Annotated in this window: 26 protein-coding genes; 1 reads left to right on the forward strand and 25 read right to left on the reverse strand. The window is 47.4% G+C overall.

Features of this window, described 5'->3' with window-relative positions; all coding sequences use genetic code 11:
* Nucleotides 1-54: 54 nt before the first annotated feature.
* The 24 genes from ARB69_RS19800 to ARB69_RS19925 all read right to left on the reverse strand — a co-directional run bounded on the left by ARB69_RS19800 (nt 55) and on the right by ARB69_RS19925 (nt 22,625).
* Nucleotides 55-1,245, reverse strand: a complete 1,191-nt coding sequence (locus ARB69_RS19800) for an aspartate aminotransferase family protein (RefSeq protein WP_050639934.1) — start codon at nt 1,243-1,245, stop codon at nt 55-57.
* On the reverse strand, nt 1,232-2,134 hold the full coding sequence (gene argB, locus ARB69_RS19805; protein WP_050640030.1) for an acetylglutamate kinase: 903 nt from the start codon (nt 2,132-2,134) through the stop codon (nt 1,232-1,234). The genes ARB69_RS19800 and argB overlap by 14 nt, the downstream gene beginning before the upstream one ends.
* A gap of 32 nt (nt 2,135-2,166) precedes the next feature.
* Nucleotides 2,167-3,390, reverse strand: coding sequence for a bifunctional glutamate N-acetyltransferase/amino-acid acetyltransferase ArgJ (gene argJ, locus ARB69_RS19810; protein ID WP_055154800.1), 1,224 nt, complete (start codon nt 3,388-3,390; stop codon nt 2,167-2,169).
* A gap of 163 nt (nt 3,391-3,553) precedes the next feature.
* Nucleotides 3,554-4,000, reverse strand: coding sequence for a GNAT family N-acetyltransferase (locus ARB69_RS19815; protein ID WP_050639932.1), 447 nt, complete (start codon nt 3,998-4,000; stop codon nt 3,554-3,556).
* Between the two features lie 110 nt (nt 4,001-4,110).
* Nucleotides 4,111-5,151: an N-acetyl-gamma-glutamyl-phosphate reductase gene (gene argC / locus ARB69_RS19820; RefSeq protein ID WP_050639931.1), complete on the reverse strand. Its 1,041-nt coding sequence runs from the start codon at nt 5,149-5,151 to the stop codon at nt 4,111-4,113.
* Between the two features lie 1,125 nt (nt 5,152-6,276).
* On the reverse strand, nt 6,277-7,527 hold the full coding sequence (locus ARB69_RS19830; RefSeq protein ID WP_055154801.1) for a glutamate-5-semialdehyde dehydrogenase: 1,251 nt from the start codon (nt 7,525-7,527) through the stop codon (nt 6,277-6,279).
* The gene (gene proB, locus ARB69_RS19835) at nt 7,499-8,497 is read right to left on the reverse strand and encodes a glutamate 5-kinase (protein ID WP_025657214.1); all 999 of its coding nucleotides are present in this window, start codon (nt 8,495-8,497) and stop codon (nt 7,499-7,501) included. The genes ARB69_RS19830 and proB overlap by 29 nt, the downstream gene beginning before the upstream one ends.
* 765 nt (nt 8,498-9,262) lie before the next feature.
* Nucleotides 9,263-9,904 (reverse strand): GyrI-like domain-containing protein, encoded by a 642-nt coding sequence (locus tag ARB69_RS19840; RefSeq protein ID WP_055154802.1) that lies wholly within the window; start codon nt 9,902-9,904, stop codon nt 9,263-9,265.
* Nucleotides 9,897-10,238: a TfoX/Sxy family protein gene (locus tag ARB69_RS19845; RefSeq protein WP_055154803.1), complete on the reverse strand. Its 342-nt coding sequence runs from the start codon at nt 10,236-10,238 to the stop codon at nt 9,897-9,899. The genes ARB69_RS19840 and ARB69_RS19845 overlap by 8 nt, the downstream gene beginning before the upstream one ends.
* A gap of 1 nt (nt 10,239) precedes the next feature.
* A complete protein-coding gene (locus ARB69_RS19850) occupies nt 10,240-10,695 on the reverse strand; it encodes a GyrI-like domain-containing protein (RefSeq protein ID WP_050639926.1) in 456 nt (151 codons plus the stop codon).
* Nucleotides 10,696-10,777: 82 nt separating this feature from the next.
* Nucleotides 10,778-11,686 (reverse strand): helix-turn-helix transcriptional regulator, encoded by a 909-nt coding sequence (locus ARB69_RS19855; protein ID WP_055154804.1) that lies wholly within the window; start codon nt 11,684-11,686, stop codon nt 10,778-10,780.
* Between the two features lie 132 nt (nt 11,687-11,818).
* The gene (locus ARB69_RS19860; RefSeq protein WP_083487162.1) at nt 11,819-12,436 is read right to left on the reverse strand and encodes a pentapeptide repeat-containing protein; all 618 of its coding nucleotides are present in this window, start codon (nt 12,434-12,436) and stop codon (nt 11,819-11,821) included.
* On the reverse strand, nt 12,437-12,712 hold the full coding sequence (locus ARB69_RS19865) for a hypothetical protein (protein ID WP_055154805.1): 276 nt from the start codon (nt 12,710-12,712) through the stop codon (nt 12,437-12,439).
* 27 nt (nt 12,713-12,739) lie between these two features.
* Nucleotides 12,740-13,927, reverse strand: a complete 1,188-nt coding sequence (locus ARB69_RS19870) for an iron-containing alcohol dehydrogenase (RefSeq protein WP_055154806.1) — start codon at nt 13,925-13,927, stop codon at nt 12,740-12,742.
* Between the two features lie 37 nt (nt 13,928-13,964).
* Nucleotides 13,965-14,489 carry a cysteine hydrolase family protein gene (locus tag ARB69_RS19875; protein WP_055154807.1) on the reverse strand — a complete coding sequence of 175 codons (525 nt, stop codon included), beginning with the start codon at nt 14,487-14,489 and terminating at the stop codon, nt 13,965-13,967.
* Nucleotides 14,486-15,544: a hypothetical protein gene (locus ARB69_RS19880; RefSeq protein WP_157355698.1), complete on the reverse strand. Its 1,059-nt coding sequence runs from the start codon at nt 15,542-15,544 to the stop codon at nt 14,486-14,488. Before ARB69_RS19880 ends, ARB69_RS19875 begins: the two co-directional genes overlap by 4 nt.
* Nucleotides 15,545-15,574: 30 nt before the next feature.
* Nucleotides 15,575-16,123: a signal peptidase I gene (gene lepB, locus ARB69_RS19885; protein ID WP_055154809.1), complete on the reverse strand. Its 549-nt coding sequence runs from the start codon at nt 16,121-16,123 to the stop codon at nt 15,575-15,577.
* Complete coding sequence (locus tag ARB69_RS19890; RefSeq protein WP_055154810.1) at nt 16,120-17,166, reverse strand: threonine aldolase family protein; 1,047 nt, start codon at nt 17,164-17,166, stop codon at nt 16,120-16,122. The genes lepB and ARB69_RS19890 overlap by 4 nt, the downstream gene beginning before the upstream one ends.
* Before the next feature lie 436 nt (nt 17,167-17,602).
* On the reverse strand, nt 17,603-18,370 hold the full coding sequence (locus tag ARB69_RS19900; protein WP_055154811.1) for an ABC transporter permease: 768 nt from the start codon (nt 18,368-18,370) through the stop codon (nt 17,603-17,605).
* Nucleotides 18,367-19,284 carry an ABC transporter ATP-binding protein gene (locus tag ARB69_RS19905; protein ID WP_055154812.1) on the reverse strand — a complete coding sequence of 306 codons (918 nt, stop codon included), beginning with the start codon at nt 19,282-19,284 and terminating at the stop codon, nt 18,367-18,369. Before ARB69_RS19905 ends, ARB69_RS19900 begins: the two co-directional genes overlap by 4 nt.
* Complete coding sequence (locus tag ARB69_RS19910; protein WP_050639915.1) at nt 19,281-19,484, reverse strand: PLDc N-terminal domain-containing protein; 204 nt, start codon at nt 19,482-19,484, stop codon at nt 19,281-19,283. The genes ARB69_RS19905 and ARB69_RS19910 overlap by 4 nt, the downstream gene beginning before the upstream one ends.
* Nucleotides 19,485-19,570: 86 nt before the next feature.
* Nucleotides 19,571-20,668, reverse strand: a complete 1,098-nt coding sequence (locus tag ARB69_RS19915; RefSeq protein ID WP_055154813.1) for a helix-turn-helix domain-containing protein — start codon at nt 20,666-20,668, stop codon at nt 19,571-19,573.
* 351 nt (nt 20,669-21,019) lie between these two features.
* Complete coding sequence (locus tag ARB69_RS19920; protein WP_055154814.1) at nt 21,020-22,099, reverse strand: DUF4179 domain-containing protein; 1,080 nt, start codon at nt 22,097-22,099, stop codon at nt 21,020-21,022.
* Complete coding sequence (locus ARB69_RS19925; RefSeq protein ID WP_050639912.1) at nt 22,083-22,625, reverse strand: sigma-70 family RNA polymerase sigma factor; 543 nt, start codon at nt 22,623-22,625, stop codon at nt 22,083-22,085. The genes ARB69_RS19920 and ARB69_RS19925 overlap by 17 nt, the downstream gene beginning before the upstream one ends.
* 322 nt (nt 22,626-22,947) lie before the next feature.
* On the opposite strand from ARB69_RS19925, the gene ARB69_RS19930 reads away from it, so the two are divergent.
* Nucleotides 22,948-24,168, forward strand: coding sequence for an argininosuccinate synthase (locus ARB69_RS19930; protein WP_050639911.1), 1,221 nt, complete (start codon nt 22,948-22,950; stop codon nt 24,166-24,168).
* A 203-nt stretch (nt 24,169-24,371) separates the two neighbouring features.
* Here ARB69_RS19930 and uraA read toward each other — a convergent pair whose 3' ends face one another.
* Nucleotides 24,372-25,634 carry a uracil permease gene (uraA, locus tag ARB69_RS19935; protein WP_050639910.1) on the reverse strand — a complete coding sequence of 421 codons (1,263 nt, stop codon included), beginning with the start codon at nt 25,632-25,634 and terminating at the stop codon, nt 24,372-24,374.
* Nucleotides 25,635-25,811 lie beyond the last annotated feature (177 nt).

Here is a 25,811-nt window from a genome sequence, read left to right on the forward strand (position 1 = left end):
ATGACTGGTTTTTATTTCGAGTATGTTATTATTTTCCGTGGTTTATGGAGGGCTCTAGGATAGTCCGGCAAGAACCCGTTCAAACCGCTCCACCATCTCATCAATGTGCTTTTCTTCCACGATCAGCGGGGGAAGCAGACGGATCACATTGCCCGCCGCCTGTATCACCAGCAGCCCCTCTTCGATCGCTTTCTGATTGACTTCTGCCACAGGTCTGTCAAATGCAAGCCCCTGCATCAGTCCTTTACCTTTTCTCTGAAGAATACAATCCCATTTATCAGTTAGTTCGTCCAGGCGTTTGATCAGATATGGGGAAATGTCATTTACGTGTTCCAGAATCTGCTCCTGTTCAAAGATCTCTATGACCGTCTTCACCGCGGTGCATGCCAGCGGGTTTCCGCCATAGGTAGCTCCGTGGTCTCCCGGTTTCAAAGAGTAATCCGCAACTTCTTGTGTCATCGCAAATGCGCCTACCGGTATTCCGTTGCCAATTGCCTTTGCCATGGTAAGAATATCCGGCTTCACACCAAACCCTTGCCAGGTAAACATGTTACCCGTACGACCCATGCCGCACTGGACTTCGTCAAAGATCATCAGGATGCCGTTCTCATCGCAGAGCCGCCGGATGCCTTCCACAAACTCCTGCGTGGCAAGGTTGATGCCGCCCTCTCCCTGCAGCGGCTCCAGGATAATGGCACAGGTCTTTTCATTTACCAGCGCTTCCACACTGTCCAGGTCGTTGAATTTTGCAAATCGTACGCCAGGAACCACCGGCTCAAATGGCTCTCTGTAAGAATCATGTCCGGTAACAGAGACTGCCCCGAAACTCCTACCGTGAAACGAATTCTCCATTGCAATAAATTCGTATCTGCCGGTCTTTTTCGTATATGCATAGCGTCTCGCCGCCTTTAATGCCCCTTCGTTGGCCTCACTGCCGCTGTTGGTAAAGAAGACTCGGTCCATGCCTGATATGCGGTTAAGCTCCCTTGCTGCCTCTCCGCAATTCTCATGGTAATAAAGATTCGAAATGTGGTAGATCTTATCAATCTGCGCCTTTAGCGCCTCATTCAGCTTTTTGTGGCTGTAACCCAGGCCTGTAACGGCAAATCCCGCGGCAAAATCCAAAAACTTTCTGCCTTCCGTGTCATAAACATACATTCCCTCCCCATGGTCCAGAGCTATAGGGAAACGATTGTAAACATGCAGCAGGTTCTCCTCCCCTGCCTGTATCTTACTGTTCACCATGATAATACCTGCTTTCCTCTCCGTTTAATATTGCGGTTCCAATTCCTTTGTTCGTAAAGATCTCCAGCAGCAGACAATGCGGAATCCGCCCGTCCAAAATATGTACCCTGGAAACCCCGTTTTCTATAGCATCAATACAGTTCTGCAGCTTAGGCAGCATGCCGCCCCCGATATAGCCATCATTCATCAGCTGCTGTGCCTCATCCACCCGGAGTTCGGAGATCAGCGTCTTGGGATCATCAGGATCTTTGTACACTCCCTCAATATCCGTCAGAAACGCCAGCTTTTCCGCTTTCATCGCTCTTGCGATCGCACAGGCCGCATCATCTGCATTGATATTGTATGTATTGTATTCATCGTCCATTCCCACCGGGCAGACGATTGGGAGAAAATCTTTTTCCAAAAGGTCATAGAGAATCTCTGCATTCACCTTTTTAACTTCTCCCACGAAACCGATATCCTCTCCGTTGGAAAGCTTTTTATCTACTTTCAGGAGTCCGCCGTCCTTGCCGCTGATACCGATTGCGCGCACGCCCAGCTCCTCCACAAGCTGTACCAGGCTTTTATTCACCTTGCCGAGCACCATCTCCGCCACTTCCATTGTTTCCTCATCCGTCACACGCAGGCCATTGACAAAATGCGGCTCCATTCCCACCTTGCCGACCCATCTGCTGATCTCTTTTCCTCCGCCGTGTACAATAATGGGCTTAAATCCAACCAGCTTCAAGAGCGTAACATCTTCAATCACCTGTCTTTTCAGCGCCTCGTCCACCATCGCGCTTCCGCCGTATTTTACCACAATTATCTTACGGTTAAAGCGCTGTATATAAGGGAGCGCTTCGATTAACACCTGTGCTTTTTCCAGATACTGCTGCATATTCTCGTTCATAATTTCCTCCTTACTGCAGATACGGCATAGTCTTAACTCCTGTAATCTGCATTGATATCAATATACCCATGGGTCAGATCACAGCCCCATGCCGCAGCGCTCTCTTCCCCTTCCTTTATATCTGCAGTTGCTGTAACCTCAGGCTGGGACAGAATCTCGGTCGCTTTTTCTTCACTGTATGCGACTGCCGTTCCATTCTCTATAATCTGGATTCTTCCCGCTTTGCTCTCAAAATACAGATCCACCTTTTCCGGATCAAACTGAGCCCCTGAATACCCCATTGCACATAGAATTCGTCCCCAGTTGGCATCATGCCCTGCAATGGCCGCCTTTGTCAGGTTTGAACATACGATCGATTTGGCAAGCAGCTTTGCCTGCTCCTTCGTGGATGCGCCCGTTACCCTTGCTTCAAACAGCGCGGTTGCCCCTTCCCCGTCTCCGGCAATCTTTTTGGCCAGACATTCATTTACCATATGAAGCGCTTCTGCAAATTTTTCATAGTCTTTTGTTCCATATTTGATCTTATCGTTTTCCGCCATCCCGTTAGCCAGAAGCAGAACCGTGTCATTTGTAGACGTATCTCCGTCCACGGAGATCATATTATAAGTATCCTCCACATCGGCGCTCAGCGCCTTCTGCAGTGCCTTTCTGGAAATGGCCGCATCCGTTGTGATAAAGGAGAGCATGGTGCACATATTGGGATGGATCATTCCGGATCCCTTCGCCATACCGCCAATTGTGACGGTCTTTCCGCCTGCCTGGATCGTAACTGCTATTTCCTTCTCGATTGTGTCAGTTGTCATAATTGCCTTTGCTGCCAGAGTCCCGCTGTCGATTCCGGGATTCTTATCAGCCGCAAGCTTTACAATCCCATCTTTGAGCTTTTCTATGGGAAGCTGCATTCCAATGACGCCAGTGGATCCTACCAGCACACCATCTGCCTTCACTCCCAGCGCCTTCGCTGCGGCATTCGCGGTCTCCCTGCAGTACCCATATCCCTCTTCTCCGGTGCAGGCATTGGCAATACCGGAATTGACGATCACTGCCTGGGACTTAATGCCGCTTTCCACAATAGCTTTATCCCATTTTACAGGTGCTGCTTTTACCACATTCGTTGTAAATGTCCCCGCTGTCTTGCATGGCTTCTCACTATATATCAGTGCCATATCCGTCCTGTCCTGATACTTGATACCGGCTGCAGCCGATGCTGCTTCGAATCCTTTTGCCGCGGTGACTCCGCCTTTGATTATTTCCATTCTGTTTTCCTTTCCTGCGTAATCTTGTTGTTACACAATCTGCTCATTTTTTATTCATTATCTTATTTAATCCGCTATTTATCCTTTTGCTGCTCAACAGGCATGTCAAATGAATCGAATACCCTGATATGTGTACGTCTATTATTCATTAAACTGTGTACTTCTATTGTTCATTAAATGCGGTAATGTTCTTCTCATTTAACACAAAATCATAATAATTCAAATCCAGCCGCTCTGTCCACCCAATTGTGTTCCAGAATGCATTCCCCACGTCGTTTTTGGTAAATGCAATCAAAGAAACCTTGCTGATCTCTTCTCTGCGCAGTTCTTCCATTGCCTTAACAACCATAGCCTTTCCAATACCGCGCCTCCGGTATGCAGCATCTACACATACATGATAAAGACACCCCCGCCGTCCGTCGTGCCCGCACAGGATACTTCCTACGATCAGGCCGTCCACTTCAGCCACCACGCTTGTTGTGGGATTTCTCTTCAGAAACCTGGCAACCCCCTCTCTGGAATCGTCAATGCTCCGCAGTCCAAAACCCCTGATCCTTTTCCAAAGGGCATACACGCCGTCATAATCCTCTATTGTCATTGTCCGTACCATTTCTTCTTCCTCTCGATCTCTATTAGAGCCATCCCTGTTATCATCTGGCTGTCCCTGCCATTTTCCGCCCCCTGAATCGCTTGCATCCAGGATATCTTCCGTTCATGCGCCTATGGGAACATCGGCACCAGTTCCAGTCCTTCGGATTCCTTCAGACCGAACATCAGATTCATATTCTGAACCGCCTGCCCTGCTGCGCCCTTCACGAGATTGTCTATAGCCCCCATCATAATGATGCGTCCTGTCCTGTCGTCAATCTTAAAGTTGATATCCACATAATTGCTTCCTTCCACCCACTTCGTTTCCGGATAGATCCCCTCGTCGAGTACCCGAACAAATTTCTCGTCTGCATAATATGTATCATAAACAGCTTTTATCTCCTGATATGTTACATTTTTTACAAGCTTTGCATACTCTGTAGCCAGAATCCCTCTGTTCATGGGTACAAGGTGAGGCGTAAAGTTCAGAACCACCTGTTCTCCCGCAGCATAACCCAGCTGCTCCTCAATCTCCGGCGTATGTCTGTGCGCAGCCACACCGTAAGCCTTGATGTTCTCATTCACTTCGCAGTATAGATTAGGAAGCTTAGCCCCCCTTCCGGCCCCGGAGGTTCCGGATTTGGCATCTATAATCAGAGTACTCATATCGATCAGCCCCTCTTTTGCCAGAGGATAGGCCGTCAGTATGGAACAAGTTGTATAACACCCCGGATTTGCCACCAGCCTGGCCTTTCTTACATCTTCCCTGTTAATCTCACAAAGCCCGTATACCGCTTCCTCAATAAAACGAGGGCTTTTATGCTGTATCCCATACCACTTCTCATATACGGATACATCTTTAATCCGAAAATCTGCGCTCAGATCAATGATCTTCACTTTAGACAGTACATCCTCACTGACCAGCGATGCACACAGCCCCTGGGGTGTGGCGGTAAAGATAACATCCACCTGCTCCGCAAGCTCATCCATATTATCATCCATGCAGACCGCATCCACAATCTGAAACATATTCTGATAAACATCTGCATATTTTTTGTCTATATAACTTCTGGACCCATACCAAACAATTTCTGCATCTTTATGTGCCGTTAAAATCCTGACAAGCTCACCGCCCGCATACCCGGTAGATCCAATAATTCCTACTTTAATCATATCTATCTCTTCCTTTCACGCTTCTAGTTCATAATCATATACCACTTCTTCAATGAAGTAAAGTGTTTGCCCGTTTTCTCATCAGAAATACGTAACGACTGCAAAATTGTATATATCTTATGCATAAACAAAAATAACACTTGCATAATTATACATCTATATTGTATATTATGCAACCCCCATCCAGAAATATTTTCAAATTGGGATATAGTCGGCAAGCTTTAGCCTTGTCGACGGACGGGGACGCTTCATGACAGGGAGGCCGGGGAGGTGCTGGGGCTGTATATGCCGCTGAGATATGCACCCATGCTGCAAAGTGCTTCTAGAACACCCGATGCCGGATAGGCGGGTACACTGAACACATCACGGGAAATCTGATGATTTCCCGCGCTGGGTTCAGTAAAAACTTGATTTGGAGATCAAGTTTTTCCCCGTCTATCCGGCATCGGCTGTTCAAGAAGCACTAAGCGCACTCCAGCATTTCTCAGCGGCATATACAGCCCCAGCACCTCCCCGGCCTCCCTGTCATAAAGCTGGCTCATCCAATCGGCAGGAAAGCTCGCCAACCGGTTGGGATCCCCGACCAGGACAGCGGATGTGGATGGGCTATGCATGTCTTTTCATCTTCAAGATGTGTATTGAATTATCTTGATACTGGAACCGTATCCCCTTGCTTATGTACACCTACTGGGGACATAAAAGTCCCGCCAATTCAATATCCATACGCTGCCCCCGTTTGAGGCCCTACCTTAGGTACGAGTCCTTTTCCTGCCGGTTGGATGCGCCAGCTCCATGAAGGGATAGCTGAAAGCCTCCCGGAGAGCATCCATGTCCTTTCAAAAACGCTCTAAGCGGGCCTTAGAAATTCTTGGTGGGAAACAGCCCTGAAAATGGAGAGATTTTTGGATTCCGAATCCAAAAATCAGCTGACCCATCGCGAGAAATCATCTATTTCTCGTGCTGTGTCAGTGGTGCTCCATTTTCAGGGCTGTTTCCCGCCTAGAATTTCTTAGGTCCGCGGCCGCGTTTTTGAAAGGACATGGATGTTCTCCGGGAGGTTTTCGGCTATCCCTTTATGGAGCGTCCCCATCCGCGCCAAGGCTAAAGCTCGTCGCTAAATCCGATTCAGTTTCGAATCTGTCCGTTCCCAAATATGATATATTTTGTTGTTGTCAGCGCCTCAAGCCCCATCGGCCCTCTCGCATGCAGTTTCTGTGTACTGATTCCTATCTCCGCCCCAAAGCCAAATTCAAATCCATCGGTAAATCTGGTGGATGCATTTACATAGACAGCCGCTGCGTCGATTTCATCCTGGAATTTAAGTGCGTGGTCATAGCAATCGGTGATAATAGACTCGGAATGACCTGTGTTATAAGTATTGATATGCCGGATGGCAGCATCCAGTGAGTTTACCACTTTTATGGAAATCACTGCGTCCAGATATTCGGTTCCCCAATCTTCCTCATCTGCGGGGATAATATCCGCACTGTAACCGCATGCTTTCTCATCCCCTCTGATCTCCACGTCGTGCATTTTTAAGCGGCTTACGATCATGGGGATCACCTGGGCTGCCACATGGTCATGGATCACCAGCGATTCGCAGGCATTGCATACACCCATGCGCTGTGTCTTTGCATTTTCGATAATGTCTGTGGCCATGTTCAGATCTGCACACTCATCTACATAAATATGACAGTTCCCGGTGCCTGTCTCTATCACCGGCACGGTGCTGTTCTGCACAACGCTGGCAATCAGCCCGGCGCCGCCTCTCGGTATCAGCACGTCAATGTATCCGTGGAGCTTCATCATCTCATAGACGGTCTCCCGTCCTGTATCCTCCACCAACAGGATCAGGTCCTGGGGAAGCTTCTCTTTTCTGAGACCCTCTTTTACGGCATGCACGATTGCTTTATTCGAGTTAATCGCATCACTACCGCCCCGTAGTATGACCGCATTCCCTGTTTTAAAACACAGGCCAAATGCGTCTGCTGTTACATTTGGACGGGATTCATATATAATCCCGATTACACCGAGCGGAACTCTCTTTTTCCCGATGCGCAGGCCGTTTGGCCTGTTTTTCATAGAAAGAACCTCACCAACCGGATCTTCCAGCGCCGCAATCTGTCTCAGCCCTTCTGCCATATCCATAATTCTCTGTTCTGTCAGACGCAGACGGTCAACCAGAGAACTTTTCATTCCGTTCTCTTCTGCCGCTTTGACATCTTTTTCATTTTCCTCTAAAAGCCGTTCTGTCTCCTGGCATAGTTCCTCGGCTACGGACAGAAGCCCGCGGTTTTTTTCCCCCGTTCCCAGCGCTGCTGCCTCCCGGGATGCTGCTTTTGCCCTGTTACCCAATGTTTCCATATAACTGCCCATAACTGCCTCCTATCAGATTCATTGATACTCCCATAGTCTCCTGTTCCATATGATACATGGATTTTGTTTCGTCTTCTTTCTGATTCTCTTTCTTTTGTTTTTTTGCCTGCCTGCGGTATTGTGCCCGTTCCGGGGCCAATTCATTCTTTAGTTCGATCCCGTGCTCTCTGGATAAAAATAAGGTGCCGATCTTCTTACCGGCCATAATGTCATTGATCGTATAAATATTCCTGCCGTTGGCGATCACCATGTCCGCACCGGATGCAGTAGCGATCTTTGCGGCTCCGATCTTCGTTGCCATTCCACCGGTACCCATATCATTGGAGGCGCCCTTTGCCATTTTCTCCAGTTCCTCATCAATGCCCACCACCGTATGGATAAATCTTGCATTCGGGTTCTTCTTGGGGTCATCGGTATAAAGTCCATCGATATCGGACATCAGAATGAGCAGATCTGCATCCACCAGCTTCGCCACATATGCCGCAAGTGTGTCATTGTCTCCAAAGTTACCATATGAAAGTTCATCCACAGATATGGCATCATTTTCATTTACAATAGGAACAACCTTCATGCGGAACAGTTCGTCAAATGTCTGGCGGGCGTTCTTGCGGCACTCCTCATTGGTAATGGATTCCTTTGTCAGAAGCACCTGTGCAGTCAGCTGGCTGTATTCATTAAACAGTTTTTCATAAATCATCATAAGTCTTCCCTGCCCGACCGCCGCGCATGCCTGCTTGGCAGCCTCGCTCTCCGGCTTCTGCTGCAGCCCCAGCACATTTCTTCCGATTCCAACCGCACCGGAAGATACCACGATAACCTCCCTTCCTTTGTTGCGCAGATTAATCAGTATCCTCACAAACTTCTCCAGTTTATCCAGATTAATATTACCAGTTTCATCATACGTAATCGTAGTCGTTCCTACTTTTATTACGATTCTTTTCTTATTTTGCAGAATTTCTTTTCTATCCATAGCGTTTAACCTTCCTCATTTTCCTTTTTGAGAGTGCTCTTCATTTTCCTATATCAGAACAAAGTGGGCAAGCCCACAGGGGCTTCCCACCCCCTCACTCATGAGGGGCTTGCACACTTTGGCGCCGCTGCGATGCCGCCTTGCGGCTATTTACCTTATCGCGGCGTGTGCATCCCCCGGAGGGTTTTATGATATAGGAAATTCCAGAGGAATTTCCTATATCATAAAAAAGGAGAGCCGGATATATCTTCCGTCTCTCCCGTTCAATGGCTTTTCTGTAAGGTTTTTCCGCACCTGAAACCTCATTCGGTTCTCCTAAGGCACTCTACAGAAAAAGGATGGAAGCATATTGCCATACTCCTATCCTTTGCATTCTATCCATATCAAACGATCAGCACAACGATATCCTCTTAACTGTCATTATTCATTTTTATACTATGCGCATACCCCAAGGGGACTTGGAACGCACGGCATAAAAACAACGCTGTCAGCAAGCGGCAGAGTCTGATTAAACTGATTCATGATGTCAAGACTGTTATGTTTTGCTTTCATCATTACAACTCCAATCATTCGTGTGTATGTTAGTTACTCCTGTTTTGTTTTATTTTACTCACATTTCCTGATTTGTCAAGGAATTTGGGGGATTTTCTCATGTCCCCAAAACTAGAAGGCAGTCTAAATGAACGCCAGTCTATCGCCGTCTCTATTCTGTTTTCAAGGTGAACACAAAAATTATTAACTGGTTATAAATTCCAAATATTTTTCCTAGTTTTTCCTCACCGGGTGACGGATTACTGTCTTTAAATTTTCCGGTTTTGTTTTTCTCGGGTCACCCAGATAGATTTCATGATGACGTCTCTGATCCGTAATGTCGGTAATATATCCGTTATCCCGGATATATTCTTCCATCTTTACGATCGTTGCAGGCTCATCATCATAGGGCCCAAGATGCATGATCTGACAGCACAGCCCTTCCCGGTACCGTTCCAGCCTGGTGTTGGAAAAGTCCAGTTCCGGCTTCTTTTTTTGAAGCTCTCCCCTGGCCCATTCAAAGACTTCTTCCGTCACAAATTCAGGCTGTCGTATCATGGAGGTCCAGCAGAACTTGTCTTTGTCCGTGATATTCAATCCGTCGAATTCTGCTCCTTCCACACTCCACAGGCCTTCCAGCGGCGGCACCACATATTCAAAATAACCTGCCGGCTGATTTCCCTTCATTTTGCTCATCTTGATCGTATAGGAAAGGCCGTACAGAATCTCCATTGCCTGCGCATAACTCTCCGATGTGTTCGGATTTCCTTTTCCATCCGTCATAATAAATACCATCTCAGGTATCTCTATGACAGAAGGGGTTTTCTTCGGATAATACAATTCTTTCTCGGATTTCTTATAATCTACTTTATCCATGATTCTTCGCCTTCTTTCCTGCCGTCTTTTTCCTTGGTTCGGGCAGCTCCTCACAGGTTCTACTGACCAGCTCTTTTAAAAACCGAGTATCCTCCAGATCTTCCACCAGGTACATCCCCGGAGTTCCGCCATGCGGAGCAGCAGGCTCTGCGTCCGGCAGCATTTCGTGCCCCGCCTGCGTCATCTTGACATAAAACTGGTTGTCCTCCACTGTCCCGAAAAATTTGCCGTCGCACCAAAGCCCATACTCTCCAAACAGCTTTTTATAACTTATATTTCCTGCCTGGCCAATCTGTCCGGCCACATATTCTACGTATTCCAAACTGGATGCCATTTTATTTTACTCCTATATACATATGAATTTCAGCCTGCTCCATATCACTATTCTGGTATTCCTCATAATCACAGACATAGGTCCTGGGCAGATCTATTTCCCAGAGCTTCTGCCAGAACTTTGCCACTGCCTCGTGCATTTCTCCTTTTACAATGAATCTGGCGTACTTCCCGGCCGGAATCACAGTTACAGATGTCCCCTCCGGCAATTCCCCTGTCCCGTCGGTTTCACAGGCCACCGTAATCGTATAGTCCCCTTTTTCATCAGCCGCATATTCCGAATAAATCCCCAGTGCCTTACCATTCGTTTTTCCCGGAATCAGGTCATAAATCCCTTCCCCATAAAAACGCTGCCAGAGCCCGCCGATCACGGCTCCCATATCTGGAGACGCATTGTTCGTTCTGGCAGCCAGTCCTGCTGCTATCTTTTCTTTCATATCTAAGATTTCATATTCCATGTTAGTCTTCCTCTTTCCTTTTATTGATAATAAGAGTTTACCACAGGGAACATGACACCTATATGTCATATTTGATTTTCATTTAATCCCGATATTTTTCAGCCATTCTCCCAAGCATTTCCTGCATTTTCCTGCGAAGTCCGGCCGGTTCCAGAAGCTGCGCCCTGTCTCCGAAGCTCAAAAGCCAGCCAAACACGCTTTCCTGATCCATAAAGCCAAACTGAAAAAGCAGCATTCCGTCGGGCTGCACCTGAAAGCTGTCGATCCCATATTCTTCAATCAGGCGCCACTTCATGGACGGGTCAAACAGTGCCTTTACCTTAAGCTGTGCCGGAAAAACCGCCTCATTCTCAATCCTGAACTCAGGCAGGGTGCGCCCTTCGAACCGCTCTCCTGTGGTTCTTAATTCCAGGATCCGATTCAGCTTAAACATCCGGTAATCCTCCCTGTCGAGGCAGTATCCCCAGACATACCAGGAAGCCCACTGGAAGACGAGCAGATACGGTTCAATCTCTCTGGTGCTGTCACCGCCCGGGCCATAATAATCAAATCGAATCTTCTCTTTTCTGTCAATCGCAGACTGGATCAGTTCGATCTTCGGAGCCAGAGACACCTTATACCAGGAGGACAGATCAATCACGATATGCTGATTTGACTTCAGCACGCTTGAATTGCCCACGGACAGTTTCTCCATCAGCTGCTGGTACCGGCTGCTTCCGGCCACACTGTCCAGGCTTCTCAGTCCGGCCAGGATGGCCTGCATATCCGAGGAAGTAAGTAGCGTCCTGTCAATCCGGTACCCATCCATAATGGAGATACCGCCCCCGCTTCCCTGTGTCGTTACAAGCGGAATGCCCGCCTGGCACAGCGCCTCAATATCCCGGTTGATCGTCCGCCTGGATACCTCAAACTTTTCCGCCAGATAAGGGGCCGTTACCTTCTCCTGCTGGAGCAGGATGGATAATATTCCAATTAGTCGGTCTATCTTCATCTCTCTTTGCTCCTCTGTTATATATTAATCTGCAGCTATTTCTTATTTATCAGTTATGCCGCAGGCGAATTTCTATGGGCTGGATGCGTAACAGTTCTGGCCTGCCTGAACTGTTACACGGAATGCCATTGTTTATACAATCTTTACGCCCAGTAGCTTTGCCATCTCCGCCGCCTGGAACATGTTGATCTTCATACCTGCCACTTCCCGGTAACTGTCCGATACCATGATGCCCTCAATCGTACTGTCGGAGAAGTCAATCCCCTTGAGCCCGGTTCTGAAAAAATCTACCTTTGTGAAATCACATTTGCAAAAACCGGTCTTCTTTAGTTTGACCTCCGAAAAAAACGCCTCCCGAAAACTGCACAACTGAGCACAGCAGTTCTCCCAAAGGCTCTGCCCGAAATTAACCATATTCAGCTGTGTATCCTGCAGGCCCGTTTTCTTAAAGACGGCGCGGTCAAACCTGCTGCCGTTTCCTTTGCACTCAATGATATTCGTATCTTTCCAATAACTCCCGCTGAATATACAGTTGGAAAAATCACATTTTTCCAGGCGGGCCTGGTAAAAGCCCGCCCCCGTAAAGTCGCATTCCACAAACCTGCACCTTTCAAATTTTACTGCCACGAATTCTACTTTGTGTATATCCGCTCCTGTCACTGTCTCATCTGTATAACTCCGGTTTTCAACCGGCATCTCATCCTGTCTCGCACAGGCAATCTCTTCTGCTAAAATATGACTGGTTCCCATTTACTCCTGACGGCCCATTTCCTGACACAAATGGTATTTTGCCTCCTCCGCATTCTTTTTTTCTGTGTACACTGCATAAGTCGCGTTGCAGTTTTCATTTTCTCCGATTCTCCCCAGCATCTGATTATTTCTGGTGGTGTGGCGCACAATCTTTGACCGGTAGGGGATCTTATGGCTGCTCAGAATCCTTTCTGCCTTTGCAAACTCCCCCATATCCATCGTAAAAAAGACTTCGGTTCTGTCCCATATGGGTATGAATTTTCTTGTTCTGCCCATCTCATTCCTCCTGCCTTCTTTATTGTATTATTTTCCTACCCGTGCCTCCTGATATATCTTATAAACATCTTCTGCTTGCAGCGCCTTTATGCATCCCACGGTCCGCCGCCCCCAAAAACAACACTTTTCCGCCATCTCCTTCATCTGTGCGTCGGTCGGGTCTATCCCCAGTTCCTTCAGAGAGGCAGGCATATTTATAGAACGGTAAAATGCTTCCATAGCCTCAATTCCCTTTAAAGCCGTCTGCATATCGTCTCCGCAGTCAGCCACTCCCATAACATTTACGGCGAGCTTCGCAAACCGCCCGGGCCTTTCCGATACAACGTACCTTGCCCAGCTGCCCCACACTGCTGCCAGTCCTGCGCCATGTGCAACGTCAAACATGCCGCCCAGTTCATGCTCGATCTGGTGGGAGGCCCAGTCACCGCCGTCCGTACCGCAGCCGGTCAGCCCATTGTGAGAAAGGCTTCCCGCCCACATGACTTCCGCCCTTGACTCATAATTCTCCGGATCCTTCAGAAGTATAGCTGCATGCTTCATAACCGTGCGCAGCAAATGTTCGCTGATGCCGTCCGTCAGATCCATATTCTCCGCACGGTTCAGATAGCGCTCCATCGTATGCATCATGATATCCACGCAGCCGCTCATGGTCTGGTATTCGGGCAGCGTCATTGTCAGTTCCGGGTTCATCACTGCAAAACGGGGCCTGCTGTACGGGCTGCTGTACCCTCGTTTTATCCAGCCTTCTTCATTTGTTATGACGGAAGAATCGCTCATCTCCGATCCGGCCGCTGCAATGGTGAGAACGGCTCCGATCGGCAGACACGCTGCCGCCTGTCTTTTCCTGTCATAAAAATCCCATACATCGCCCTTATTCGCTACGCCATATCCGATCGCCTTTGCCGAATCAATTGCGCTCCCGCCTCCTACGGCCAGGATAAAGTCAACCCCTTCCTTTTTACACAGTTCGATCCCCTCATATACAAGGGATAAGTGTGGATTGGGTACGACGCCTCCCAGCGTAGTATATGCGATCCCAGCCTCCTTAAGAGACCTGCAGATCCGTTCCAGCAGCCCTGTCCTCTTCACGCTCCCGCTGCCGTAATGCACCAGAACCTTTCTGCATCCATAGGCCTGGACCAGATTTCCCGTCTCTTCCTCCGTCCCCCGGCCAAACACAACCTTGGTTGGGGTATAATATTGAAAATTGTTCATATTCAGGTTCTCCTTCTCATTTCTTTTCATTTATCATCTATTCATTGACGATATCAATCTGGCACACTTTCATAGCCTCCAGCGCCTGCCTGTGCGTATCCGGCGTCACCCCGGCACAACACGATGCGTCCACGATCAGCGGAACCTCGGGCATATATGCCTTTAAGAGGAGTGCATTGGATATCACGCAGATGTCTGTGCAGACACCGATCAGTGTAATGTTCTCTATGGGTTCCTGGTATTTATGATAAGCTGACAGCAGCTGGCCCAGCCCTATGCTGCCGAATGTCGGCTTATCAACCGGCTGTTCCTTGAGCAGTGCGGCGATCTCCGGATGGATCTGCCAGCCTGGTGTATTCCGGACACAATGTGTCACCGGAAGCTTTTCCCCTTCCTGCGTGTTCAGATATCCCTCCCCGTGGGTGTCCCTGGTTGCCAGAACCCTGCCTTCAAATCCCCTGATCTTCTCTGCCACTTTGGGCACGATGGCCTGCGCCTCCGCCGTTCCCAGTGCGCCGTCTATAAAATCATTCTGCATGTCGATAACCACTAATACTTTCATACTCTTCCTCCTCTTCTCTCCTGCCCGCCTGGCTGCTCGTCCGGAAACAGATCTATAATCTGTTCTTCTTCCACAAGGCATTCCAGCCCTGTTAAGCAGAACTTCCCAGACATGGAATCCCGTTCGTCTTTCCAGTAAGGCTTGGAAAAGCAGGGCTGCATATCTCCACCGTACCGGCTCTTCTGTTCCGACTTCCTGCCGGCAAAAAATACGGATACCGGCCCGGACGACTGGCCGCCGACAATGGACACCGCCCCTTTCTTCTTATCAGAAGCCGTACAGGACATTGATGATCCAAACTTCAGCTGCTCGTCTTTTCCCAATCCGGGCACGATCTCCGCCGTCGCAAGGGAATATTCCAGCCTGCCGTCGAATACTCCCGGAGCATCCAGTTTCTTCGCATCATAAATATAGACCCTGTGTCTGATATGGGTAAGAGGGTGGATGAACTGCATACATCCCTCCTCTCCCGGAGCCGCCGAGGTCTCCTCGTCCAGAACATAGATCTTATGCTTCCTGTCCACTTCCAGCCTGATACTGTTTAGCTTACAGACAGTAAAATCCTGCTTTGTCTTTACACAAACACGCTGACAGAAAAAACATGCCGCCTCCCCCAGATAATCGGAATAAGCCTCCCTGATTAGCCGAATCATGCTGCGGGACTCTTTCTCACGGACCAAAGGCAGATATCCCGTACTGCTAAAGGATATATCCTGTTCCTTTTCTCCATTCAGCCAGATTCCCTTTAAGGCCACGTTCTGATACGGATTTTCCTGCATGATCTGCTGTACCTGCGTATCGGAGAGCGAATCTGCTTTTTTCTCCCAGCCTTTATATTTTTCAAAATATTCAGCGATTTCCTTCTCTTCTACCACAGTGAGAATGTCAAAGACAATTCCCTGTTTAAAGCAGTATACTGTGGGGACACAGCGCGTCAGTCCCCCCTCTGTAAATACAGCATCCGTATCCTGCCGGACCTTACATGGTCTTCCCTTCTTTGACAGCCAAAGAGATGTATCAAAGTATACTTGCATACCATTTCCTTTCCGATTCAAACATCGTTAACTCCTCCTTTGTAGTCGTAATCAGTGAAAAGATTTTATCTCAGGGTAGTATTCAAATTCCGCCTTTCCAATAATTGCCTCTCTGTGAAGGAACTTGTTCAGCCAGTATCTGGAATCCCAGGAATTGGTGCGGTTATCCCCCACCATAAAATAAGCGTCCTCCGGGATCTCATAGGGGCCAAAATCCTCATAAGATACTTCCCGTATATAGGGTTCTTCCAGCATAACTCCATCGATATAAACGGCGCCGTCTCTGCCCTCGATCGTTTCTCCCGGCAAACCGACAATCCGCTTCATATACTCCGTTTCCCCATCATCCGGATAATAAAAAGAAATGATGTCACCTCTCTGCGGATCCTGGAACAGATAGGCCTGACGGTTGACAAACACACGGCTTCCTGTCATCACCGTATTCTCCATAGATCCAGATGTAACCTGCGCGTTGGTAATCAGTGTCTTATTCAGCAGAAAAGAAAAAGCGACGGCAAAAATAATCACCTTCGAGTATTCCAGCACCTCATGAATAATCTCCTTCCGGGTCCATACTTTTTTGTTATCTGTCTCTTTCATCCTAATTCTCCTTTTCCTGAAATGTCATCCGCAAGCGCTCTCACGTTCTCCGGTATTGTCGCCCAGCTGGTGCAGAACCGGACGGCACTGTGCGTATCGTCTATTCTCTGCTGATAACAAAAGACATACTTCTCTTTCAATTGTTCCAGCTTCTCATCCGGCATAACCGCAAACACCTGATTGGTTGTATTTTCAACCAGAAACGGATACCCTGCCCTCCTGCAGGCATTGCGAATCTCGTCCGCCAGTTCATTGGCCCGCTTTCCGATTGCAAAATAAAGCCCGTCTTCCAGGAGCGCCTGGAACTGCAGCCCCAAAAGCCTGCCCTTTGCCAGCATCGCCCCCTTCTGTTTCATAATATAGCGGAAATCCTCCTTCAGGCCCGGATTTGCAATCACCACGGCTTCCCCGAACAGAGCGCCCACTTTTGTTCCTCCAATGTAAAATACATCGCACAGTCCGGCAATCATTTTCAGATCCAGGTCATTGCCTGCTGCAGAAAGCCCGTATCCCAATCTTGCCCCATCCATAAACAAATACAGTCCATTCTCCCTGCATACACCGGCCAGACTTTCCAGCTCTGCTCTTGTATACAACGTACCCATTTCCGTTGGATTAGAGATATATACCAACTTCGGCTGGACACAATGTTCGAAACTTTCATCCTCCATATGCCCTTTATAGGACTTCTCCACCTGCTGTGCCGTAATCTTCCCGTCCGCTGAGGGAAGCGTCAGCACCTTATGCCCGCAGGATTCAATTGCCCCCGTCTCATGCACATTAACGTGCCCGGATTCCGCTGCCAGAACCCCCTGATGCGGCCGCAGTGCAGCCGATATAACGGTAAGATTCGTCTGTGTCCCTCCAACCAGAAAATGTACATCCAGTGTATGATTCCCACAAAGTCCCCGTATTATCTCCCTTGCCCGCATGCAGTACGGATCTTCCCCATACCCATCCGTCTGTACCAAATTTGTCTCTAAAAGCCTGTCCATCACCTTTGGATGAGCACCTTCCGTGTAGTCACAATTAAAAAAAATCATCTTCCAGTCTCCTTGTTTCAATCTACGCTCGGTTATTTCACAGAGTACGGAGGCATCTTATACAGATGTGTAAATTGGCCCCGTGTCAATGTGGGATACCGATTTTTTCCCGCCCGACGCTGCCGCTAATTTTGATTTATATATGAAAAAAATTAGATAAATAGATTATACTACGCCTCATTCCCTTTTTCCATCCTTTAAAATAGAAAAGGAGGATGAAAATGGCTGGAAAGCCTGTTCGGCCCCGCTGTTACCGGCCTGTATTCCAGCCGGTAAGGAACGTTATTTTTCCCGATTGGATGAGGGCGCTGTCCGGAATCGTAATAGGGCTCTTCTGGATGCGTCTTTCGCAGTGCTGTTACACCACAATTCCGCATCCAGAAGAGCCCTATTACGATTCCGGACAGCGCCCCCATCCATTCAAATGCAATTCCGCCTAAAGCTTCTTCTTATTAAATATGATACAGGACAGTATGACACAGATGAGGATTCCTATACATCCCACGATCGTGGGTTTCAGAAAGAAGGTGGACTCGACCTGGCCCTGCAGCAGCGGAGTCCCTTCTGTGATGAGTTCCATAGGGTTGAATTCTTTTATCTTTGGGATCATGTTCAGCAGGATCTGGAGAACAACTGCTATTCCGGTGAACAAAAGGCATCCGTAGGAATTTCTGAACAGGACACTGCCCAGGATTGTTATGGACAGCAGGAAGATTCCGTACAGCCATGTCGCTGCAATAGCCTCATAAAGGCCTTCCATGCCGGCATCAGCCCTCCAGAAATACCATGTGTACCCATAAGCTGTTCCAAAACACAGCAGATAGGCTGCGGTCCAGAGCAGGGACGCGGCCGTGAACTTTGCCAGGACTACAGTCCTTCTGGGCAGTCCTTTTGTCAGCATGTGGATCAGTGTGCCCCTGGAATACTCTGAGGACATGATGCCGCCAAAGAGAATGACTGCCACAAACAGCCCCATCTGTGATACGTTTTTGAAGAACTGCATCCAGGCATCCAGCGCCGTTGGGGTGGTAAGTGCAATATCCATCCCGGCAGGCATGAACTCGCTAATGATTTCGGGCATGTACTTTGCTGCCAAAGGGCTCATGACTCCAAAAAATAAAAATACCAGGCCCAGAATCATCAGTTTATATGTTCTTGTAAACTCTGTAAATTCTTTTTTTGTAAATGCCGTATATGCTCTCATTGTATTGCCTCCATAAACAGTCCTTCCAGTGACGGCTCCAATATTTCCAGTCTGGAGGGCATGATCTGGGTCTCATTCAGTACCCGGATGAGTTCGGACTCGGCCTGCTCAATGTCCGCCGCCTCTATGATAATCTGGCTGCCCTCCTGCCTTGACGATGCCAGCAGTTTGTTGAAGGCCGGCTCATGTGTAAACCTCTGCAGACTCTCTTTTCTCTCAAATTCGATCAGCAGCGCATTTTTACGGTGCATTTCCCGTATTTCATCCAGTCTGCCTTCCATGACTGTCTTTCCGTTGTTCAATACCGCTACCCTGTCACAGATTCTTTCGACATCCGTCAGTACATGGGTAGAAAAGATCACGGTCGTCTTGTCTTTGACCTGCTCCATTATATCCAGCACTTCCCGCCGTCCAACCGGATCCAGTGCGGAGGTCGGTTCATCACAGATCAGCAGCTTCGGCTCGTTGAACAACGCCTGGGCGATTCCAAGACGCTGCTTCATGCCCCTGGAAAATCCGCCGATTCTTTTTTTGACGCCCTTCAGACCTACAAGCTCCAGTAGTTCTTCTGTCTTGAGCCGGATCTGTTTTTCTTTCATCCCGGTAATTTGTCCACACAGTCTTAGGTATTCCACCGGCGTCATGTAGCTGTAGAATTCCGGAACATCCGGCAGATACCCGATAAAACGGTTTGCCGCGTTTTCCCCGTATACAGACTTTTCTCCAAGCACACGGACCTCTCCGCCATCGGATTGCAGCAGGCCAAGCACGATCTTCATCGTAGTCGTTTTTCCCGCTCCGTTTTTGCCCAGAAATCCAAAAACCGAGTGTTCCGGCACTGCTATTGATAATCCATCCAAAACCTGATGGGAACCAAATTTTTTCTTCAAGCCGGTAATTTCCAGTACATTCATTCGTCTTCCCCTCTTCCAAATAAGAAATAAACAATAGGACCTGCAATCTGAATAAACACCACGATCACGATCCAGACCACCCGGTTGCCAAACCGGTAATTTGGATGGCGCAGCACATGAATCAGAGCCGTCACCATTAATATCAGTTCTATAATAATCACCGGAAGCAAAATCGGAAAATATTCATATAAAGTATTCATCTTCTTACTCCTTTTTTGTTGTTATTCTTCGTTTTTCCTATTCATGCCGCCACGGAACCAAAACACCGTGGTACTCATGAACCGTCTTAATCTCCCCTGCTGTACTCCTCCAGCCTTTTCATAATCCGCTTATAAATTGGGTTATCCCTCAGGCATGCAAACAATGGGTTTGCCTCTACCGCCTGATAAATGCTCTGCCGAATGGCCGCATCACCGCGGGGAGCATCTTTTCCAAGCGCAAGTTCCGACAGCCAGCCGTCCACTTTATCAAAATAGTCATCTCCGTGTAATTTGATCGGTGTTTCCTGCATATACACACAGTCGGTGTAGCGTTCCAGCATTTTTATGGCTTCTTCCGAGTTTGCTGTAATACAGTAATACTGGGCGGATGCAAGGTATACCTGGACAATGGTGTTAAAATGCAGATGATCCATATGAAATATGTCTGCTACTGCCAGTGTCCGCCTTATAATCTCTTCCGTCTTCGCAGATTCTTCCTGCTGCCATGCGATATGCATAGATGCATCGCCGATCAGATAGAGCAAATGCTGGTACATCGAGATCTGTACTGCCTGTAAAGCTTTATCCCGGTTTCCCCTCAGCTGATATGCCTGGGCCTGCATTTCCGCTTCCTGTGAGACCGGCAGAATCTCTTCCCCCAGTATATCCAGAATCTCCTCGGGCTGTCTCTCCATAAGATGGCAGCCACATTTTAGCATTACCGCATTCTTGGCGAGATGTATATCTTTACTCTCCTCAGTGATACGGTCCAGCAGTTCTGTGATCTCATCCATAACTTCCTGTGGTCTTTCCGCCAGATGATAATGATTCATTAAAAGAAGCGCCATCTGCAAAAGCAATGGAAAACAGGAGTAATACTTTTTAATATATCCATCGCACTCTGCCTTAACCTCCTCAAATGGATCTTTCACAAATCTGTCCGCAAGCCTGCGGTACAGCTTCTTGATGTCCTCCTTCACCATTTGAGGCTCATACCCAATCAGATCGTCAATACTAAGATTAAAGTATGCCGCCAGAACAGGAAGCAGCGTAATATCCGGATAGCTCAGCCCCTTTTCCCATTTATTCACCGCCGGAGCCGATACCCCAATATACCTGGCCAGTTCCTCCTGGGTCAGCCCCATTTCCTTTCTCTTACTCCGGATCACATCGTGTATTTTCATATCCGCCTCCTACAAATAAATTTTAAATAATATAGTATTTCCTATTTCTCCTATAGCATAGCAGAACAACCAAACTCCCACAACAGACCGCTCGTTAAATTCTATGAACAAAATTAACCAGCAGTTAATTTTGTTAAGAAGATTCCCCCCTGCCTAAATGGAGTACGATAAATAAGAAGGAAAACAGGGACAGCCCCGGACTCAGCACCTCAAACCATCAAAGCTTCAGGTGATGTGTCCAGGGCTGCCCCTGTTCTCTTTCTTTTTTGCCATACTCCAGCTTACAGCCATCCGCCGCCTCCAGTCCCCCCTGTGTCCGGAGACGGCGGCGCCCCTTCCAATTACATACACTCACTCCTGAAAATCAACTTGAATTTGGAAGGTTGCTTTGCTTTTTATAAATTGTTCGAAGTCATCATCGCGGTATCGCTCCTGGATTGCTATAAACTCTTCTTCTGATGCCACTGGATAGTAATATAATGTTATTTTTGATACGTTATGATCCTTAATCGGCAGCATAATTCCGCCTTTGTCCGGCATATATTTTCCATCCGCGTCCAAAATGACCATCTGTAACGATTCGTCAGTTACTTTATGTTCTTCACTAAAGGTGCCATTGAGAATGATTTCGTATGGTGTTTTTGAAACCGTTCCGACACCCGAACCATTCGGTGCGTATTGATTGATTTCTTTTGTGACGGTCTGTTCACTGTCCTTAGATACGTCTACGGAGAATTCCCAAGGTGTGTCCCCGGACAGTTGGCTGGCCTCTTTTTCGAGAGAATTGCTCAGTATATGAATCGCGTTTACAGATAGATCCAGATGAAAGTTATCGGGGATTTCCACCTGGCTCAGTTCACCCAGATTAAATTCAATCCTGAAACCGCCGGCAAAAGTATGGTCGTCCAGATACTCCCCGTTCACTTGTACGGATTCCTGCAGGCTCTCAGGCATGAAGTCAAAATGCTCTTCCAGATCCAGATACTGATAACTGATTGTCTTGTCCCCGGCGGTCTGGTCTGCATCATGCCTGATCTCCGGAAACGGCTCTTTTGATTCGACCAGCACCGATATGTTGATTGCTTCTGTATTGCAGTATATTTCCGACAGAGTCATCTTGATCCCGCCGGACTCACTGACATTACCCTCATGGACCGGCTCCGCATCCTTGCTGAGTTCTCCGGGGTATCTCTGCTTATCTTCCACTCTTTCAAATAAATGTCCAATCAATGGAATCTGTTCCGCCAGGACCGGATTCATTGCACAAAAGCCTATGCCGGCCGCGGCCAGAATCACTGCTGCACTGCATCCTGCCAGGATTGTTCGTACTTTTTTTCTGTGGCACTGTCTCTGAATCTGCTCCATATTTTTCTCTACTACAGCGTTTAGTTCTTCTTTTGGAACTTTTATGTTGTTAAATATGATCTGCATGCAAATAATCCTCCTTTAAATATTTTTTCAGTTCATCACGGCCTCTGCTCAGATATGCCTTAACTGTTCCAACCGGCGCCTCTATGGCGTATGCGATTTCATTTACAGACAATCCGCTAAAATATTTCAGGATTATAACTACCCTGTATTTTTCTGGCAGACGGTTCACGGCATTTTCCAAGTCGCACTTTTCTTCCAGTGATACACCTTTATTCTGCTTTAATATCCTGACGTCCTCTATATCGGTGAAATATACAATCTTTTTCAATTCATCGTTTGCTGTATTAATTAAAATTCTGGTTATCCATGTTTTGAACCATTCCGGGTTCTTCAGAGTTTTAATATTCTGAAACCCCTTTAATATAGTAGTCCCCACCACATCAAGCGCATCCTGCTGATTTTTCATGTAGAGAAACGCCATTTTATACAGATATTCCTGATATTTCGTTATCAGCTGCCCATAGGCATCGGCATTTCCCCGCACTGCCTTTTTCGCAAGCTTTGTGTTCCTCATCTCTTCATCCATCTGTTCACCTTTTCCTTTCCGGCAAAGAAGAAGCTTCCCGCATTCTTTTTTATTTTACATTAGTTAGACCCTTAGGTGCTGAAAAAGGTTACAAATAAATATATTCATTTTCATACTCCAGAAGGGCATGTTATGCATATAATATGCATATTCGCAGCATTTTTATGCATATTTGTTTGTATTTAATGTATATATTTAATTTTTTTACGTTTTCTATTGCATAATTATAAAATATGGTGTATAGTATGTTTTAGCTTAAACAAGGGCATCACAAAAATTAAGTGAACAATAATATAACAAGATACATTAGGAGGCAAATGAAATGAGTAAAGAAAAAGTTGTATTAGCGTATTCAGGCGGGCTCGACACTACCGCAATCATACCATGGTTAAAAGAGAATTTTGATTATGAGGTTATCTGCTGCTGTATCGACTGCGGGCAGGGAGAAGAACTGGACGGACTGGAAGAAAGATCTAAGTTATCAGGCGCTTCTAAATTATACATAGAGAACATTATTGATGAATTCTGTGACGAATATATTATGCCGTGCGTTAAGGCGGGCGCCGTATACGAGAATAAGTATTTGCTTGGTACTTCCATGGCACGTCCTGTTATCGCAAAAAGACTTGTCGAAATCGCGCGTAAGGAAGGAGCTACTGCTATCTGCCACGGCGCAACCGGAAAAGGCAACGACCAGATTCGTTTTGAACTTGGCATCAAGGCACTTGCACCGGATCTTAAGATCATCGCACCATGGCGTATGACAGACGTCTGGACCATGCAGTCCCGTGAAGATGAGATCGAATACTGCCATCAGCATGGAATTGATCTTCCGTTCGATGCAAAGCACAGCTACAGCCGTGACAGGAACTTATGGCACATCAGCCATGAAGGACTGGAACTGGAGGACCCGGCCAACGAGCCAAATTATGACGATCTTTTAGTATTGGGAGTTTCCCCGGAAAAAGCTCCGGATGAAGGGGAATATGTGACAATGACATTTGAGGCAGGCGTACCGAAGAGCCTGAATGGAAAAGACATGAAGGTGTCCGACATTATTACAGAGCTTAACGTTCTCGGCGGAAAGCATGGTATCGGCATTGTAGATATCGTAGAGAACCGTGTAGTCGGCATGAAGTCCCGCGGTGTTTATGAGACTCCCGGCGGAACGATCCTGATGGAGGCTCATGACCAGCTGGAAGAACTTGTACTGGATCGCGCCACCTATGAGGTTAAGAAAGACATGGGCAACAAATTTGCCCAGATCGTATATGAAGGAAAATGGTTTACTCCTCTGCGCGAAGCAATCCAGGCTTTTGTGGATGTGACACAGCAGTATGTAACCGGCGAAGTGAAGTTTAAACTGTATAAAGGAAATATCATCAAAGCAGGCACGACTTCTCCATATTCACTGTACAGCGAATCACTGGCAAGCTTTACAACCGGAGAATTATATGACCATCACGATGCAGAAGGATTCATTAACCTGTTTGGACTGCCGCTTAAAGTACGCGCTATGAAGATGCAGGAGCAAAAACTGTAGAGAATGGCATCCTATGGGAGCTTATGGTACATAAAAAGAAAAGAAGTTCTGATACGGCGGCATGCCCGCATATCAGAACTTCTTTTTCTCTATAGATCATTTTTATTATTAACTTACTGCTAAGATGTCAGGCATATTGGGCAAAGACCTTTCAGACACGCCAGAGTGAGTCCATATCATGACAATGACTTTTCAGACACGCTCTATGCTTCCTCTCTGTCGTTTGTCAGTTTCAGCTTGTCCAGGATAAAGAACATCAGCCCCATCAGCATCCCCACGACGCAGGCAAGAACCATTCCGGACAGCTGGATGCTTCCAAACTGAACGGATATACCGGAAAGTCCTGTTACGAAAATTACGGATGTCATTGCCATGTTTCTGGATTTGCCGTAATCCACCTGCGCCTCTACCAGAATACGGATACCGGACGCGCCGATCATTCCATACAGCAGGAAGGAAATCCCTCCGATTACCGGACCCGGAATGGTACTGATGAGTGTGGTCATTTTCCCAATGAAGGAACACACGATGGAGAGCACTGCCGCTCCTCCTATGACATAAACACTGTATACTTTGGTGATTGCCATAACGCCGATATTTTCCCCGTATGTTGTGGTAGGCACGGAACCGATAAATCCGGAAATCATAGTTGAAAAGTTATCCGCAAAAAGAGAGCGGTGAAGTCCGGGATCCTTTAAGAGATCTCTGCCCACAACCTTACTCGTTACAATCTGATGCCCGATATGCTCCGATGCAATGACCAGAAGCACGGGCAGAATAATCACAATTGCCTCCCATTTGAATTTTGGAGCCGCAAAATTAGGGATGGCCAGCCAAGTCGCCGCGCCCACCTCGGTAAAGTCCACGATGCCGCAGAGCAGGGCGGCCACATAGCCCACAATGATTGCAACCAGAATCGGTATAACGGACAGGAATTTTCTAAATACCACAGATCCGATCACTGCCGTCAGCAGCGTTGCCAGGAATACGATTACATTTTTCGGATTAATGACCTCATCCTGCAGTCCCGCGTTTGAGGCCGCTGTTCCTGCCAGTTCCAGTCCGATCAGGGCCACAACAGGGCCCATAGCAGCCGGGGGCAGCACAACGTCGATCCAGTCCGAACCGAATTTATAAATAATCAGAGCCAGGATACAGCCAAAGAAGCCCACGACTACAAAGCCGCCCAGCGCATAATTATAGCCCCATTTGCTGATAACAATTCCCGCCGGTGCCAGGAATGCAAAGCTGGAGCCAAGATAAGCCGGTGCTTTCCCCTTTGTAATTAAGATAAATAACAGTGTTCCGATACCGTTCATAAATAGTACAATTGCCGGATTGATTCCAAATATAAATGGAACCAGAACTGATGCCCCGAACATCGCAAACATATGCTGAATGCTCAGGGGCACCAGCATCTTAATCGGTACTTTTTCTTCTACCTGAATAATTTTCTTACTTTCCATATAGCCCTCCATTTCTCTCTTGTTCCTTTTAAAATTTTTTATCTTTACTATTGTACCACAAAATTCTGTATACAAAAACAACAAATTGGGATTTAGTCGGCAGGCTTTAGACTTGTCGACGGACGGGGACGCTTCATGACAGGGAGGCCGGGGAGGTGCCGGGGCTGTATATGCCGT

Origin of the sequence: Faecalicatena contorta (genome assembly GCF_001404335.1) — a bacterium.
Taxonomy (GTDB): Bacteria; Bacillota; Clostridia; order Lachnospirales; family Lachnospiraceae; genus Faecalicatena; species Faecalicatena contortus_B.